Raw genomic sequence first — 15,861 nt, 5'->3', positions numbered from 1 at the left:
CGAGGCGACGATGATTGCCGCTCAGTGAACGAGCGACACCAGCTATGAAGAAGCAGGTGGACGCCAGTTCCTACACCATCTCCCGGGGCACTACCGACTGAAACAGACGAGGCTCTGCGGCGCGCAGTAGGGTCTATGGCTGGAGCAGGACTTGGCGAGATCGGTCCGGCGCTGGCTCGCAGACGTGCGAGCAAAGGCTCTCGCCCTTATTGCGCGGGAGTTGAGAAGGTTGCTGTCTCGGGAGGGTCGAGATGTGAAGCCTGTTGCGGCGCGCAGCAGTAGGCTCTGCTGATCGACAGTTTCCGGGGCAGTGACCACCTTCATTCGGTGCTATCTGTTCGATCGGACGCAGGGTTTTGAAACTCCGACGATCTTCACCAATGGCCGGTGGCGGGGCGATCTTCGCTCACCTCGGAGCGGCACGCCATGCGGAAGACCAATTTGCAGACCAATGTGGCAAAGGGGCAGATACGCGAGGACTCAGGTCGAGGATGCGCGAATGCTTTCCATCATCATATTGGTCGTGGTGGGCCTGCTCGCCGGGATGGTCAACGCCATTGCCGGTGGCGGGACACTCATTAGCTTTCCTGCCCTGGTCTGGCTGGGAGTGCCGCCGATCATGGCCAACGCCACGGCGACGCTGACTGCCTTGCCAGGTTATATTGGCAGTGCATGGGCCTACAGGCACGATATATCCGCAGAGGGAAGCCACGGGCTAAGGAGCATCATCGTGATCGCCGCGCTTGGCGGCCTGGCGGGGGCGGGGCTGCTATTGCTTACGCCGGGCGATGCTTTTGTCGGAATCGTGCCTTGGCTCTTGCTCTCCGCCACGCTGCTCTTTGCAATCGGTCCGCGTCTCGTAGCTCTGGTTCGCGCGAAGGGACTGACGATCGGACCGAGTCTCTCGGCTTTCGCGATCTTCCTCGTTGCTGGCTACGGCGGCTATTTCAATGGAGGTCTTGGCATCATGTTGCTGGCGGTGTTCAGCCTGATTGGCTTCCAGAACCTGCACGGGATGAATGGTCTGAAGAACCTGCTTTCAGCCGTGCTTTCCCTGGTATCTGTCACGACGTATGTGACCGCTGGCCTGATCGCCTGGGAGTCCGCTACGATCCTGGCGATCTCGACAACGATTGGAGGATACATCGGCGCCCAACAGGCGCGGCGGATTCAACACACCGAGTATCTGCGGGCTTTGATCGTCGGTGTTGGTGCATCGATGACGCTGGTATTCTTCGCAATCTGACTGTCGAGACTCAGCGTGGAACTAACGTTCCAGGTGCGCTCCGTCGGAGAGAAAAACCTCCGTCATCGGGACGCGCCAGGGCATGAAGTCGATGGGCGCCAAGAGGCCAACTGTAGGATCCCGCACCGATGATCCGTGACCCCGACAACTGCCGCTGTCGCCTTCGCGCGCTCTTCCGACGACGCAGCGCTCGCCGCGAGGAGTGGGGCCCGCTCTGCGCGCTGGACCGGCCGACGGCCCGTGCCGTCTTAGGGTCGACCGGATGCCCGTCGGCAAGAAAGTGAGCTAATCAGGGAGCGGCGCCTCTGCCGGCCTCATCGTCCCTTGTCACGCTGTCCGTGCGGTCCGTTGAGGCGGGAAAAGGGTATCGTAACCCCAAGTGAAGACAAAGGCGTAGCCCATATAGAAAACCGCAAAGGAGATCTCCATTACCAGTGAGGCGATCAGTGGGACACCGAGCCACCAGGCGAAGAGTGGCAACAGGAGGACCAGAAGCGTCGCCTCGAAGAGCACGGCATGAACAATCCGAAGCGGCATCGTCTTGCGGACATCGCGTCGCCGCCAATTCAGAACGTGGTCGAATACCAGGTTGAAGATGTAGTTCCACATCGTCGCGGCGGTGGCACCAAGCACGACCAGTGCTCCCATGTCGCCTATGGGGTGATCGAAGACCCAGGCGAAGAGCGGCGTGACGATAACAATGCCGATGAACTCGAAACTGAGAGCTTGGCGAATTCGGTCTGCGGTGCTGCGCATGATGGCTCCGATTGTTGTTCGGGCCGTCCCGCGTGTTGACCATCTGGCTGGGCGAGGCCGTCCTCGCTTATCGATGCAAGCGGCCTTCATGCCGCAGGACGTTCCTCTGCCCCAGCAAGCAGTAGTCGCATGATATCAGATCGGGTCAGGATCCCGACCAGTCGCTGCTCCCGGGTCACCGGAACAACCTCGCTTCCCTGCGCCGCCAGCCTGTTGAGGAGCACGCCAACGGGCATATCGTCCGGCACCGCACGGTCGGCGGGTCGCATCACGTCTGATATGGTGCGACGCGGAGATCTCTGCCGCCAGGCCGCCGGGCGGTCCTGCGCCGCGACGACGTGCAGAAGATCGGCCTGGAGCACGAGGCCGCGCAGTATCATATCTTCGTCTACGACCGGGAGGCTCTTGATAGAATGGCTGCGGAAAAGCCGTGCCGCATCCGAGAGCGGCGTGGCGGGTCGGACCGTGATCAGACCGGTGGTCATGACGTCAGCACAGGTTGTTCCGTCAAAACGGTGCTGGGCCGCCTCTGCTTCGGCAGCGGCCAGCAACCGGCCGAGGTCTGCCACACCAAGGTTGGTCGACTGGTTGAACCGGTGGAGAAGCTCACCGAGTTGCTCGGTCGTCAAACCCAGGCGCAGCGCGGGATTTCCCGTCTCGTCCGTCTCAGGCTGGCGGAACGGATATACCCGGCCCGTTGCCCTGTTGTAGACGATGGCGGCAAGGACCAGTACGGCGGTGGTCAGCCCGACCGGCATCAAGGCGAAAAGCAGTCCCGCTTCCCGGGCCACGCCCGGATCGAGGGCGGTGAGCAATGCCACTGCCCCTCCCGGCGGGTGGAGCGCCCGAACGAACATCATGGCGGTGATCGCTGCGCCGACGGCGACGCCAACAGACCAGGGAGCGGGCACGATCCGGAGAACCAGGAGAGTGACGAGTGCTGCCGTCACATTGCCGACGATGGCCGACCACGGTTGGGCGAGGGGCGAGTTCGGAACGCAGAATACGAGCACTGCCGTCGCTCCAAGCGGAGCCATCAAAAAGAATGTCGATTCCCCCAGCCTGGCGGCCAAGCTCACTACGAGAGCGCACAGGCTGATCCCGAGAACTGCGCCGAGCCCGGCGCGCAACTGCTCGCGGCCGTGAAATGCCGGCAGCGCCGGGTAGAGATGATACCATGCCCGCATACGAAGGCCTCCTTCGCTGCCCGAAAAGAGAGCAACTTCCGCCTCCTATGCCTTAGATGATGGCAGAATGTGAACAGATGCATCCGACGAAAAGGACATTGGTCCTATCTCCAATTGAATGGGGGGATCGTGGTCCCGCGTAGACGTCAGGATCGAAACGACCGATCGCACGCAGGCTCCCGCTTGTTTTCAGCGGTAAATGGTCTGAATATTGGCCTGAATGGGGGAATGGCATGCGAACAGGCAAGGATGCGGCACGGGCGCGACTCTGGCAGGTTCTCGAGGAACGTGCGCCGGCCTCGGGAGATCGTTTACCGCCAGAGAGGGTGCTGAAGGATCTCGTCGGATGCAGTCGTGAGACGCTTCGTGGGGCGCTCGCCACCCTCGAGGCGCGCGGCGAGATCTGGCGCCATGTCGGTCAGGGGACCTTTCGCGGCCGAGCGCCCCTGGGCCGTCCGGTGAAGGATACGCTCCTGCTCGAGGCGACAACACCCGCGGACCTGATGGACGCACGCCGCCTACTTGAACCGCAGGTCGCAACGGCTGCCGCGTTGCGGCGTGTAACGGAGGACATTTCCCTGCTGCGACAGCGCGTCGCCAACGGACGTGCCGCTCGAAATCGCGCGGAATGCGAGCGGGCTGATGACGCCTTCCACCAGTCGATCGCGCAAGTCGCGCGCAACCCTCTCTTGATTGCCCTCCTGCGTCATTTCTCGAGCGCCCGATGCCGCGCGGTTTGGCAGAGGGAATGGGATCGCACCTATCGCCGAGTCGGCGTGGAAGAGTTCACCCGGGTGCATGGCGATCATCACGAACAGGTCGTCGACGCAATTGCCGCCGGCGACGGGCCGGCCGCGCATCGTGCCATGGCCCATCATCTCGAGGCTGTCAGCATCGATATGGGCGTCCTCAACCCAGTGCCGTCATGCTGATGATGCCTCTGTCAGCGAGGTCGGATCCTCCGGCTCTTGTGAGCGGTCGGCAGCATGGAGGCCGGCGCGCGTGATCTCTCCCGATAGACGACGTAAAGGCCCGAGGTGAGGATGACTGCGATCCCCAGCCAGGTCATCCGATCGGGAAAGTCTCCGAAGACCACGAACCCGGCGGCGGTGGCGCCGATAATCTCGAGATACTGGAATGGTGCCAGGAGACCGGCTTCAGCGTGGCGAAAGGCTTCGGCGATCAGGACATAACTTGCAGCGGCGAGGAGGCCGCTTCCCAGGATGAGGACCGTGGCCCAAGTCGAAAGGGCGCTCGGGTCCGGAGTCACAATTCCCGCTGCGTGAAGACCGGAAGAAAGCGCTACCATGCCGAGGCAGGCATAGGTTGTGGCGCCGCACTGAATGGTCAGCCCGGAGCGGGTGCGCGAGGCACGGCGGAGGACAATCATGTTGAGCGCATAGGAGACGGCCGCGAGGAGCGGCAGCAGCGCAGCGACCTCGAACTCGGGCCCCGGCCGGATTACGATAAGCGCGCCCGCGAGCCCTGCGCCAACTGCTGCGAGGCGTCGCGGTCCGACTGTCTCGCCGAGGAGTGGACCTGCCAGCACAGTACGGATCAAAGGCTCAACGAAAAAGATGGCGATCGCGGTGGCAATCGGCATGACCGCGAAGGCGCCTATCAGGCAGATGAGGGTGATCATCACCAGCAGACCGGACAGCGCGACAACCGGCGAGAACATGGCGCCCCTGAGACGTTTCCGCAGCACCACCGCCGCCGGCAGGAGGAAGGCCCCCTGGGCGAGAACGCGCGCGGTCGCGACGTCGATCGGATTCAGTTTCTCTGTCAGAAGCTTCGACAACGTGTCGCCCAGTGGTAGCAGGAGCATTGCCGCGGCCATGCAGGTCATTCCTGCGAAAGATCCAGTCCACATGGTCTGCGACCTGTCGAGCAAGGCAAGAGTCATAGGACACCTCATAACTTCAGGCTCCGCACGATATGTGCGGAAGCAAGTCCGGGCGTTCAGGACATCGGTTGAAAGTATCGGGGCGGGGCAGCGGACGCGCGACGCCATCGCATGCTGCCTTGCAACGCGGATATAGGGGTCTTCAAAGGACTTGTCCAATCCGGAGAGCAGGTAGCTCTCTGGCTTATTGCTCGGCAAGGCCAGTGACGTCAGGCAAGAGCGCTCAGAATGAAACCGGCTCGCGCTTCGACTTTGAGCCTTGGCAGAATGACGGATCATATCCGAGCCAATCGAAAGCCTCGATCAGCCGATGATGCTCGGCGATGCCGTCCTTCAGATCTTGCTGGCGTTCACTGTCCCTGTGGTGGATCTCTGGCCAAGGTGGAGTTAGAAACACCTGGTGATGGAAGCGGGCGTGTCCCGAGAGGGTGACGGACGCCGCCAATCCGCTTGCATGTTCCAGCGCGATGGCCGCATCCAGCAGCCCGCGATCGAAGAACACCCAACCCTGCGAAGACGCGACGCGGTTGCGGTCCCCGGTCGCTATGTCGATGGCGCGCCTTGCGAAGGCTTCGAGATCGACCCAGGGAAGTGCCACACCTGCGCCGTTCAACTCCTCCTGCACGATCTTCCTGCCGGGCTCCTCGACAGTTTCGAAGCCTCGGGAAGCGAGTTCGGCCAGCAACGTCGACTTCCTGCCTCCCGAGCAGCCGGAAAGGACCACGTGCTGGCCTCCATGGCCGTTTGTCATCGGATGTCTCTCCATGTTGTCAGCCGCTCCTCACGCCCCGATGCGCTCCGTCTTGGGCGGCGCAGCGAATATCCGTGCGACCTCCGTTTCATGATCGACGGGGAGCATGGTTTCCCCGCGGGGCCTATTCAGCTCGATCTGCATGCGTGGGGTCGGGACTTTCGCCTGCCGCATCGCGCGGTCGATCAGAGACAGCAGCTCGTCGCGGCAGTCAACGTCCCGTTCGAAGCGCGACAGCCAGAACCGGACCGCATAGGAATTGCCTTCGCTTCCCAGCTCCTGCACGCGGACATCCGGTGCCGGCTCGCTCTGGATCAGGCGCGCCTCGCCCACGGCCTTCAGGATTATTTCCTTGGCGGCGTCCACGGAAACCTCACGCGATAGCTTCAGAGACAGCTGCGCGCGATACTGTGGTTTCGGTGCCGAGTAGTTGATGATGCGTCGGCGCGCGATCTGGCTGTTCGGCAGGATCAAGTAGGTCGAGTCCAACGTCAGCACCCGTGTCGTGCGCCAGCCGATCTCGATGACCTTGCCTCGTGCGACCTGCTCGATATCGACCCAGTCCCCGATCCGGTAGGGTGCCTCGACGCCCAGTGCGATGCCGGACAACGTGTCCGCTACGACGTTCCGGATCGCGAAACCCAGCACCGCGAGTATCAAGCTCGATCCCGCAAGCGCGCCAAGGAGACCTTGTTCCAGCAGGAGCGAGGCAGAGGCAACGATGGCGGCGAAGAACAGTAGAACCGCCACGAGATCCCGAAACAGACGCGGGTATGGGCGCTTGTCGCGTCTCCGGCGATCCGCGAACAGGCCGAACAGCCGGCTACCGAGCCAGGCCGCAGCAAGGCAACCGACAACGCCGCCAAGCATGCGGAGAGGTAATCCAGTCCGCCGCTCGACATCCTGGTCGAAGATTACCAGGCCGGCGGCGACAAGAAGCAGGACCGAAGGCCAGATCAGCCGACGGAGATGTGAGAGAAGTCTCATGTCAGCAGCCCTGTTGCTGATGCCGCGATGGTCGGCGAGACCGGCACTGGAGGCAGGTCACGGCGGCGCCGGCATGTCGCTCGACGGCAGAGCCACAACGACGACAGGAAATTCGGATAATGGGGGTATTGCCCCCGAGAATGTGCCGACAGCTGGGACAGCGATGAGCGGCCGCGCGGGGAAGCGATGTCTTGCAGGAGGGGCAGGCAAGCGGAAGGTGACGATTCATGGGACCCTCTTTCAACGGGAAGGGAAGACGCCGAAGCGGCGATTGCCGATATCCCGGAAGGAGCGTCGTGGCTTCGTCAGCGCATCGAGCGGCTCCTTCCGGGCAGAGCATGGGCTTCGGCAGGGTCCCGGGAATGTCGGTTCATTGTGCCTCCAGGCTTTCGGGGGCATCCTGGGACGCGACGTGGAGCACGGTCAGAACCCGCCGCTCTCCGTCCCTGGTGTCCCAGTGGAGCGATGCGCCCTCTGCCAGTCCGATCAGGGCAACCCCGATCGGTGTCAGGATCGAGATCCGACCGCGTGCGATGTCGGCGTCCTCGGGATAGACGGGCGTTACCGTCTTTTCCTGGCCGGTCGATTCATCCCGATAGGTGACCGCGCGACCGATGGCCACGACGTTCTGCGGGAGTTTCGCCGCCGGAACGATACGGGCCCGGCCGATTTCGCCGAGCAGCCGGTCGGCAAGGTCCGGGTTGCGCTGGATCGCGCCCTCCGCAAGTGCCTCGAGCCTTTCCAGGCAGTCCGCACCTATGACGACCCTGGGCCGCCGGCCGGTGCCGCGTGACGTAGAGAGTTGTTTGTTCATCGTAGTTTCCTTTCCACCATCTGGTGGTGTGAGTGAATTATGGGTGGCCATAATCCCTGACCCGCCACGAACGGATCAAAGCATCAGGCCGCGGCGTGGTCCGGCGACGGATGCACGTCCAGTACCACGACGACTTCGATCTGACCGTCGTCCCGCAGGAGCGGAACCTTCTGCAGCTTTCGCATCCCGATCAGGGTCGCCCCAAGCAATGAAGCAACGAGAATATGTCCCGGGACCGGCGCGGGGTTCATGGAGAGCACGCCGCTGCGAGCGCCCTCACCGCTGATCATGTAGGTGACGTGGCATCCGGCCACGACAAGATCTGGCGAGGCCGGCTCGGGAGTTCCGCGCGAGATCCGCAGCTTGTGGCGCAGCAGCCCGTTTAGTAGAGCGGGATTGGGCGAATTCCTGGTTCCGCGATAGCGAAGCAGGTGCTCGATGCCGAGCCGGTCGTCGACAGTGAGAAGAAAGCCGCTCCCGACAGCGGAGCGTTCGAAGAGCGATCGAAAGTCACTGCCGGCAGGCAGGTGGGGGATCCTGGTAATGGTCATGATGTGTCTCCCGGAGCGGTGAAGCCCGCGTTCTCAGATGCAAGGGTGTGAGAAAGCCCCGGGTGGTCGAAGACGCGCTTATGCGCAGACCGCCCGGGGACCCGGGCGGTTTAGAAGCAGAAACCGGAAAAGGTTCTCGTGCGTGACCATGATGAGACCTTAGTCTTTGGGCGCAACCTGTCAATCTTGGAGACCGGGCCAGTTCTGGAACGGTCAAGGATGCACAGATCTCGAGACGGCGAATTGATGACGAGGTCCACGAGGCGGACTTCGACGACGGGGGGGTCACCGACGGCGCACCTCGAAGATTGAGTCACGTCGAGCTTCCTGGATCGGCCGGCGGTGTGGCAGCGGGATGATGTTTGCCGAAGTCGTGCGACCACCATCATCTTCCCAACGCGCCAGGCACTTGGCGCTCGGCTCAGCGACCGACCTCTCCATGTCACTCGGCCGGAAAAGTTCCGGAAACAGCTCGTCGAAATCTGCCTTGCAAAGCATCATTTTGTCACTCCTTTCCATCGCTCCATAGGGAGCCACTGCACGGCGAAGGCTGCGCACCACTGCAGTCCAGTGGTGCGGGTTCTCGAGAATGGGACCGGCTTATGCCGTTCGGCCGCCGCGCCACCGCGCATCGACCTGCACATCCGAAGAAACTGGACGCATGCTCAGTTCGCGATCCGTGAGACCATCGACGACGCGCGGGATATCACTGCGATCAATCCCGATGTCGCGCAGCAGGCGATCGTCCATGCCTCGAAGAGTTTCGATCATTTTCCCGCGTTGCCAGCGGTGGAATGCGGTCTGGAGCCAATGTCGAAACGCTCCGGGCTTGCGGTTGCGCGGACTGGCCGCTCGAGGGGGTGGGAAGTGATGGTTATTGGATTTGAAGACGTGGGGGTGCATGTCATGCTCCATGACGAAGAAACTGAACCGAGACGCACGCACCACGTCAGCTGGGCGACCCGCACAGGCGTGGTCTTCCGGCCAGATTGGCGCGTTTGTCACTTCGACTGATCTGTAAGAGATCGAGAAGACCCCGAGGCGCGGACCGGCACGCGGCCTGATCCCGCCCGGGGCTACCGGCGGTTCAGTGTGTTTCCTGCGTTGAGCAGGAACCTCGTATGAAGACTGAACATGGTCATGACTGAGATATCGGCATTCCGCGTGCGTATATCAAGAGCACGGCGTGGCCTGCGACCTTCTGGCACTGCCGCCATGAGAGGCGGACGAGGCTCATGGATGATGCTCCGCCAAAGGAAATCGCAGACCTCGGTTTTATTGTCGCGCAGCAGTGAGAACAAACTCTTATAGTGTTGTCACTTCGCCGCACCGCGGCCGTGACGGTTGACAGAATCCATTTGTTGCATAGCCTGTGTACATGGTTACGAACGAAAGCCTCTTCCGGTTTCTGCTTCTGAACCGCCTCCCTGCCCGGGGGGCGAGCGCGTAAACGCGTTCACGGCCACCCGGGGATTTCTCGAACATTTGGATAGAGACATCGGGTCTGCTGAGATCAGCCCCTGGGAGACGAACATGACCAACGCACAATATGCGCGGGTGCCGAATAGCTTTGCTTACGACACCACCCCAGAAAACCGCCTCAACGATGTAGAGTTTTTTCTTCGGCCTTCTGACCGCACCGACATCGACTGGCTGCTTTCCCGAGATGACCCCGCGGCACGGAATATGCCGCGTCTTGTAGAAGGGATCCTGCGCTACAAGATGCGAACGGCCGGGAAAGCGGCTGGCAAAGGCATCGACCAAATCGCATTGCCTTTGAAACGCATTACATATGCTGAAAACAATGGCCCTATACAGAAGGGCATTTTGACAATGAGCGTAGTAGAACGGCCGGGCCATATTCCCGTGGGATCTCTGCTGGGCGCAACTCTCTTGGGCATGTCAAGATACCAGGAAGAGCCCCTGAAGAAAGAGGACGGTCGCACTGTCATTGTCGGCGTTTTGAAGATCGAAACGGTGGAACCGGTCTAACGCGCCGAGTAGCAGACCGATCTGCGGCAAGGCATCGCGAGTGACTTGCTGCCTCGGTTAATCTGCGCCGGTAGCGCCACGATCGCCGTGTCAGGCGGGTTCTGGTGCGGGGAGGGCGACATCGGCAAGGGTCGAGCGGTTGAGGTTCTCGATAAAGGCCATTTCGGCCACCCGAAGCCGAGCCTTCAGGCGACAGCATCCGTCGATCGTGCAATCCCCACCATTCGGTTGGAAGCATTCGACAAGCGCTTGGCCCTCTTCCAGCACCCGAACCACGTCCCCCAACCGGATCTCCTTCGGGGCGCAGGCCAGGGTTGCACCGCCACCGCCTCCACGGCGTGTCTGCACCAACCCGGCCCGACCGAGTTTCTGCATGATCTTGATGAGATGGTTGCGGGAAAGCTGGAATTCCTTGGCGAGATCAGCCGTGGAAAATGCTCGGTCCGGCGCGCTGGCAAGGCGCATCAGCATGCGGAGTCCGTAGTCGGTGAATGAGGTAAGGCGCATCTGCCATCCATGAAGTGGAAGTGGTATTTACAGTGCCTATTATGGCGCTTATCCAGAAGAGTGAACAGTCCCGGCGCGGATAAATGGCTCTTACCGCGAGAAAGACTACACCTGCATTTCGGAGTTCGGCCATGGGCAATGGGTCCAACAGCTTCAAGAGTGAGGGAGGCTTTGCCTCCCCGCCCTGCATGGCGGCAGAGGTCGATCCTGGGTATTTCGATCCCTTGGCCGTAGATCCCGAACAAGCGCGCGACGTGGCCCGGTGGCGCACGGCGGAACGCAAGCGGCTTCGTGAGGCGCGTCGGACGCTTTCCTCACCCCGGAGGAAAGCAACAGGTGAAGCGCTGATGACAGGACTGGAGAGACTGTTTGCAGCGAACTCTGCCGGGGCGGGCGACGGGATCGTTGCCTTCTATTGGCCGATCAAGGACGAGCCGGACCTGCGATCTCTGATGACCGAGATGCAGGCGTCTGGCCGCCGCATTGCCCTGCCTCTCGTGGAGACGCGGGCGGCGCCATTGGTGTTCCGCCTGTGGACTCCGGAGACCCGGATGGAGCGCGGACACTGGAATATCCCTGTGCCGCCACGGGACGCGCCGGAGGTGATGCCGGATGTCGTTCTCGCGCCTCTCATGGGCTGGGACAGTGAGGGCTATCGCCTTGGCTATGGTGGAGGGTATTTCGATCGAACCCTGGCGGCGCTGTCGCCGCGACCCTTCAGCATCGGCGTGGGTCTCGCCGCGGCGCAGCTGCCCACGATCTATCCGCAATCCCACGATATTCCGATGGATGTCATACTCACCGAGCGTGGGATCGAAGTCGGAGGCTAACGATGGACAGAAACCAGATGGCGCGAAAACTGTTCGAGGGCATGCCCGATGCGCTGGTGGTCGCGGACCGCGAAGGCATCATCCGCGTCTGGAACGGGGGTGCGGAGCGGATATTCGGCTTTGCAGAGGGGGAGGCGCTTGGCCAGTCATTGGACATCATCACGCCGGAGCGACTGCGTGAGCGACACTGGATCGGCTACGAGGCCACCATGCGGACCGGCCAAACCAAATATGGCGCAGGCGATCTTCTGTCAGTTCCAGCAATCCGTAAGGACGGAGCACAGATCTCGATCCAGTTTTCCATCGTTCCGTTGCGCGGCGAGGACGGCGACTTGCAGGCGGTCGCGGCGATCATGCGCGACGTCACCGAGGACTTTGAAGAGCGCAAGAGGTTGCGGCGCGCGATTGGCGGTTGAGGGGAGTATCGAGGCGCTCTCACTGCATGTTCTGAGAGGGCGGATTACTACACTACCCGCTTGATCTTCGGCGATCCGATCCTCGAAAAATGGCCCGCGGCTGTAGAAATAGCGGACCGCCTCCCCGCGCGGTCGCTCGTATCAGGATGCTGGTTGAACGGTGACCGGGACAGCCTACACCGAACCAAGCTTACCTTGGGAAAACGGATGCTGCGAGAGCTTCAATGCCCGGTTCCGCGACAAACTATTCAACGGAGAAATCTTCTGTAGCCCCAGCCAAGCGCTGGCTCCGATCGAGCGAAGTCGGAAACACCACAACACCAAGCGACCCCATGGCGCTCTGGGCGATCACCCTCCGGCTCCCGAAACTATCGCCCCGATGGACCGAAAGCTGACTGTTCTCCAGCATACAAACTGGACTTTCGGGGTAGGGCCGATCATTGCGATAGAGCCGCAAGTAGCCCGGCGTGGTGGATTTCGCTTACGAGGATCACCGGACTTGTCCAGCAGTTCATTCACACGTGTAGACAGGCTCTTGTCCTCGATGGGATATGGTGCCCGCAAGGACATCGCGCGGCTGGCGCGGTCTGGTGGCATTGTCTTCGATCAGGCTGAGATCCTGGACGCCTCCGTCCGCATCCCTGTCAGCGCGGACCTGCCCCGCCGCATGACGGTCGCGGGCAGTTCGCTTGATCCGCTTGCTGGCCTGGTCGTCATGATGAACAAACCCTCGGGCGTGACCTGTTCGCACAAGGAGGCAGGCGAGCTTGTCTATGACAGGCTGCCTGCTCGCTGGCGACGCCGCAAGCCCGCAATTTCAACCATTGGGCGTTTGGACAAACAGACCTCTGGCCTTTTGCTTCTGACCGACGACGGAGACCTTCTGCATCGTATCAGCAGCCCCAGAAGCCGGCTCAGAAAAACCTACCGTGTCACGCTTGCCCGTCCACTCGATGGCACGGAAACCGCACTGTTTGCGTCTGGCAGACTCACGCTCAGAGGCGATGACAAACCCCTGGCGCCGGCAGTGCTGGACATAATCTCGGAAACCGAAGCCCTGATCACCGTCACCGAGGGCCGATACCACCAAGTTCGCCGCATGTTCGGCGCCACCGGCAATTTCGTCGAAGCTCTGCGACGTGAACGCCTGGGCGATCTCTGCCTGCACGAGAACTTGGCTCCCGGTCGATGGAATCTGCTGAGCGAGGAAGAGACCGCCCTCGTCTTTCGATGACCGAGGGGATCGGCTCAGATCACTCCCAGCATCCGCATGGCTTTCGCAACCCGCTCGAAACCGGCGATGTTCGCGCCGAGGACGTAGTCACCGGGGGCGCCATACTCATCGGCAGTTTCGGCGCATCTGTCGTGGATGCTCTTCATGATTTGAGCCAACCGCTGTTCAGTCTGCTCAAAGCTCCAGCGGTCACGGCTGGCGTTCTGCTGCATTTCGAGCGCCGACGTCGCAACGCCCCCGGCATTCGCCGCCTTGCCAGGCGCGAACAGGATCCCGGCCTCGCGCAGGATGCGGATCGCCTCGGGGGTGCAGGGCATGTTCGCGCCTTCGCCGACAGCCAGAACGCCGTTCTTGACCAGTGATTTCGCGTCCTTGCCCGTCAGTTCGTTCTGGGTGGCCGAGGGCATTGCCACGTCACAGGGTAGATCCCAGACAGAGCCTTTCCCGACAGGCACAAAATGAACCCCGTCCCCACGCAACCGGGCATATTCCGAAATGCGCTTTCGGCGCACGATCTTGATCTCCTGGAGCAGGGCAAGATCAATCCCGGCTTCGTCTATGACGTAACCGCTGGAATCCGAACAGGCGATGACCGTGCCCCCAAAGGATTGCACCTTTTCGATGGTATGGATGGCGACATTGCCCGCGCCCGATACCACGACGCGCTTCCCGTCGAAGTCGCTCTGGCGCGTTGCAAGCATGGCCCTGGTAAAATAGGCGTTGCCGAAACCAGTTGCCTCGGTCCGGGCGCGGGATCCGCCGTAGGCGATGGCCTTGCCGGTAAACACGCCTGATTCATAACGGTTGGTCAGGCGCTTGTATTGTCCGAACATGTATCCGATTTCACGCCCGCCAACACCGATATCGCCGGCAGGCACATCCGTCTGCTCGCCCAGGTGGCGGTGCAGTTCGATCATGAGAGATTGACAGAAGCGCATAATCTCGCCGTCGGATTTGTTCTTGGGGTCGAAATCCGTTCCGCCTTTTCCACCACCGATCGGCAGGCCGGTCAGGGCATTCTTGAAGGTCTGCTCGAAGCCCAGGAACTTGATGATTCCCAGATTGACAGACGGGTGGAAGCGCATCCCTCCCTTGTAGGGACCGAGGGACGAGTTGAACTGGACGCGAAATCCTCGATTGATCTGGACATTCCCCTGGTCGTCAACCCAAGGGATGCGAAAGATAATCTGGCGTTCGGGTTCGCAGATCCGTTCGATGAGCGCTTGTTCGAGATAATCAGGGTGCTTTGCCACCACTCGCCCGAGGCTTTCCATCACCTCGTGCACGGCCTGGTGGAATTCCGGCTCGCCGGCATTGCGCCGCGCTACTTCGGTAAGGATCGGTTGTAGCTTTTCGTCGATATTGTTCATGTGCCTCGTCGCATCAAAGGGGGGTGTTGGTCGGGTGCGGAAAATGTGTGCATCAGCACCACGAGCGCCCATTTGCTCATCAGCTATTTGATCCTCGACCGTTGTGCAAACCGTTCTCGCGCAGGGTGGACTCCAACAGACGGTGGATCGAGACACGAGACGTGGTCCCTTGTGGAGGCAGACGGAGAACGCAAGATTCTCTTCGAGGCTCACGAGGTCGGAAAGGCGGGCGTGTCGCAGACCGTTGAACAGCGTTTTCTGGCCTTGCGCGAGGCGCTGCGGGGACCGCAGGATGTAGCGCGCGAGATCTGGCTGGGTCTCGAGGACTAACCGGTGGGCCAGCCTTCTGCGTTGGCAACGCCGACGCCTGGCTCACTCTCCACGTTTCGGGGGAATTGCGAGCACGTCGGTTTGCGCGGTTCTGAGCACCTGCTCGGTCACGCTGCCGATGAGCATTTTGGCAAGTCCGCTTCGACCATGCGTCGACATCACGATCAGGTCCGCCTCCTCTTCACTTACTGCTTTCAGGATTTCGTGTGGCACTGGCGAAGCTTCGTATCGCGTGATCGGTCGCTGGCAGCCCTTCTTTCGCGGTATTCCTCGCAGGCGGGTCTGAGTTGAATGGACGACTTCCCGTAACTGAGCGAAGGTGCACACCTATCTCATTGCCTCGGTGACGATATGGACGTGCTACCTTTGGGTCTCTGGCTGGATTTTCTCGGAACCTTCGTGTTCGCCATCAGTGGCGCGCTGGTGGCGGTCCGCCGCGGCCTCGACATATTTGGGATTTTGGTCCTCTCGGTCGCAGCCGGCCTCGCGGGTGGCATGATCAGGGATATGCTTCTGGGTGCGACGCCGCCAACAGCGTTGGAGGATCCGCGTTACCTTCTCACGGCGCTCGCTGCGGGTGTCTGCGTGTTCTTCGGGCATCGGCTGCTGGAACGCTTGAACAAGCCCGTGATGGTGCTGGACGCGCTCGGGCTCGGGGTCTTCGCGGTCAGCGGCTGCCAGAAATCACTCCTGTTCGGTCTCGATCCGTTGCCCGCGATCCTGCTCGGGGTTCTGACGGCTGTGGGCGGTGGCGCGACGCGGGATCTTCTTGTTGTCGAGATCCCGCGTGTCCTGCGCGAAGAAGTTTATGCGCTTGCCGCGACGGTCGGCGCAACAATCGTGGTGGCCGGGACTGCGCTCGGTCTCTCGGAGGTCTGGATCGCCGTCGCCGGTGTCGTGGCGGCCTTCGGGTTTCGGGTGATCAGTGTCTGGCGGGGCTGGCGCGCCCCGCGCGCGCCAGGGTCTTGATTCTGAGGGCCACCG

At 61.6% G+C, this 15,861-nt stretch carries 18 protein-coding genes and 1 pseudogene; 8 read left to right on the top strand and 11 right to left on the bottom strand.

Going from position 1 to position 15,861, the window contains the following annotated elements:
• Window positions 1-499 precede the first annotated feature (499 nt).
• Window positions 500-1,246: a sulfite exporter TauE/SafE family protein gene (locus C8N44_RS21025; RefSeq protein ID WP_107978730.1), complete on the top strand. Its 747-nt coding sequence runs from the start codon at window positions 500-502 to the stop codon at window positions 1,244-1,246.
• A 327-nt stretch (window positions 1,247-1,573) separates the two neighbouring features.
• On the opposite strand, the gene C8N44_RS21015 is transcribed toward C8N44_RS21025, so the two are convergent.
• A complete protein-coding gene (locus C8N44_RS21015; RefSeq protein WP_107978728.1) occupies window positions 1,574-2,002 on the bottom strand; it encodes a PACE efflux transporter in 429 nt (142 codons plus the stop codon).
• 86 nt (window positions 2,003-2,088) lie between these two features.
• The gene (locus C8N44_RS21010; protein WP_107978727.1) at window positions 2,089-3,189 is read right to left on the bottom strand and encodes an HPP family protein; all 1,101 of its coding nucleotides are present in this window, start codon (window positions 3,187-3,189) and stop codon (window positions 2,089-2,091) included.
• A 233-nt stretch (window positions 3,190-3,422) separates the two neighbouring features.
• Here C8N44_RS21010 and C8N44_RS21005 point away from each other — a divergent pair, with 233 nt between their 5' ends.
• Window positions 3,423-4,121 carry a FadR/GntR family transcriptional regulator gene (locus C8N44_RS21005; protein WP_107978726.1) on the top strand — a complete coding sequence of 233 codons (699 nt, stop codon included), beginning with the start codon at window positions 3,423-3,425 and terminating at the stop codon, window positions 4,119-4,121.
• An 11-nt stretch (window positions 4,122-4,132) separates the two neighbouring features.
• Here the strand turns inward: C8N44_RS21005 and C8N44_RS21000 are convergent, their stop codons facing one another.
• The 6 genes from C8N44_RS21000 to C8N44_RS24210 all read right to left on the bottom strand — a co-directional run bounded on the left by C8N44_RS21000 (window position 4,133) and on the right by C8N44_RS24210 (window position 8,969).
• Window positions 4,133-5,029, bottom strand: a complete 897-nt coding sequence (locus C8N44_RS21000) for a DMT family transporter (RefSeq protein WP_107978725.1) — start codon at window positions 5,027-5,029, stop codon at window positions 4,133-4,135.
• A gap of 289 nt (window positions 5,030-5,318) precedes the next feature.
• A complete protein-coding gene (locus C8N44_RS20995; protein WP_235905883.1) occupies window positions 5,319-5,780 on the bottom strand; it encodes an AAA family ATPase in 462 nt (153 codons plus the stop codon).
• Between the two features lie 96 nt (window positions 5,781-5,876).
• Window positions 5,877-6,833 (bottom strand): mechanosensitive ion channel family protein, encoded by a 957-nt coding sequence (locus tag C8N44_RS20990; RefSeq protein ID WP_107978724.1) that lies wholly within the window; start codon window positions 6,831-6,833, stop codon window positions 5,877-5,879.
• A gap of 370 nt (window positions 6,834-7,203) precedes the next feature.
• Entirely contained in the window at window positions 7,204-7,647 is a 444-nt protein-coding gene (rnk, locus tag C8N44_RS20985; protein WP_107978723.1) for a nucleoside diphosphate kinase regulator, read from the bottom strand.
• An 83-nt stretch (window positions 7,648-7,730) separates the two neighbouring features.
• Complete coding sequence (locus C8N44_RS20980; protein WP_107978722.1) at window positions 7,731-8,198, bottom strand: hypothetical protein; 468 nt, start codon at window positions 8,196-8,198, stop codon at window positions 7,731-7,733.
• Window positions 8,199-8,798: 600 nt separating this feature from the next.
• Entirely contained in the window at window positions 8,799-8,969 is a 171-nt protein-coding gene (locus tag C8N44_RS24210; protein WP_373282746.1) for a YjiS-like domain-containing protein, read from the bottom strand.
• A gap of 762 nt (window positions 8,970-9,731) precedes the next feature.
• Between C8N44_RS24210 and C8N44_RS20965 the strand changes: the two genes are divergently transcribed.
• Window positions 9,732-10,190: a hypothetical protein gene (locus C8N44_RS20965; protein WP_146178890.1), complete on the top strand. Its 459-nt coding sequence runs from the start codon at window positions 9,732-9,734 to the stop codon at window positions 10,188-10,190.
• A gap of 90 nt (window positions 10,191-10,280) precedes the next feature.
• Here the strand turns inward: C8N44_RS20965 and C8N44_RS20960 are convergent, their stop codons facing one another.
• On the bottom strand, window positions 10,281-10,697 hold the full coding sequence (locus C8N44_RS20960) for an RrF2 family transcriptional regulator (RefSeq protein ID WP_107978718.1): 417 nt from the start codon (window positions 10,695-10,697) through the stop codon (window positions 10,281-10,283).
• Window positions 10,698-10,780: 83 nt separating this feature from the next.
• Here C8N44_RS20960 and C8N44_RS20955 point away from each other — a divergent pair, with 83 nt between their 5' ends.
• From C8N44_RS20955 to C8N44_RS20945, 4 genes and pseudogenes are all read left to right on the top strand, one after another.
• Entirely contained in the window at window positions 10,781-11,527 is a 747-nt protein-coding gene (locus C8N44_RS20955) for a 5-formyltetrahydrofolate cyclo-ligase (protein WP_308421258.1), read from the top strand.
• A gap of 2 nt (window positions 11,528-11,529) precedes the next feature.
• Window positions 11,530-11,943, top strand: coding sequence for a PAS domain-containing protein (locus tag C8N44_RS20950; RefSeq protein WP_107978717.1), 414 nt, complete (start codon window positions 11,530-11,532; stop codon window positions 11,941-11,943).
• 169 nt (window positions 11,944-12,112) lie between these two features.
• Window positions 12,113-12,322 (top strand): annotated as a pseudogene (locus tag C8N44_RS23935) (integrase core domain-containing protein); the annotation flags it as partial.
• A gap of 120 nt (window positions 12,323-12,442) precedes the next feature.
• On the top strand, window positions 12,443-13,177 hold the full coding sequence (locus tag C8N44_RS20945) for a pseudouridine synthase (RefSeq protein WP_244641166.1): 735 nt from the start codon (window positions 12,443-12,445) through the stop codon (window positions 13,175-13,177).
• Window positions 13,178-13,191: 14 nt separating this feature from the next.
• On the opposite strand, the gene gdhA is transcribed toward C8N44_RS20945, so the two are convergent.
• Together gdhA and C8N44_RS23930 are read right to left on the bottom strand one after the other, a co-directional pair.
• Window positions 13,192-14,547: an NADP-specific glutamate dehydrogenase gene (gdhA, locus tag C8N44_RS20940; RefSeq protein ID WP_107978715.1), complete on the bottom strand. Its 1,356-nt coding sequence runs from the start codon at window positions 14,545-14,547 to the stop codon at window positions 13,192-13,194.
• 372 nt (window positions 14,548-14,919) lie between these two features.
• Window positions 14,920-15,090, bottom strand: coding sequence for a universal stress protein (locus tag C8N44_RS23930; RefSeq protein ID WP_244641165.1), 171 nt, complete (start codon window positions 15,088-15,090; stop codon window positions 14,920-14,922).
• Between the two features lie 138 nt (window positions 15,091-15,228).
• Here C8N44_RS23930 and C8N44_RS20930 point away from each other — a divergent pair, with 138 nt between their 5' ends.
• On the top strand, window positions 15,229-15,846 hold the full coding sequence (locus C8N44_RS20930) for a trimeric intracellular cation channel family protein (RefSeq protein ID WP_107978713.1): 618 nt from the start codon (window positions 15,229-15,231) through the stop codon (window positions 15,844-15,846).
• Window positions 15,847-15,861: the final 15 nt, after the last annotated feature.

The sequence above is a fragment of the Allosediminivita pacifica genome (assembly GCF_003054175.1).
Taxonomy (GTDB): domain Bacteria; phylum Pseudomonadota; class Alphaproteobacteria; order Rhodobacterales; family Rhodobacteraceae; genus Allosediminivita; species Allosediminivita pacifica.
This window is presented reverse-complemented; position numbering and strand designations above follow the sequence as displayed.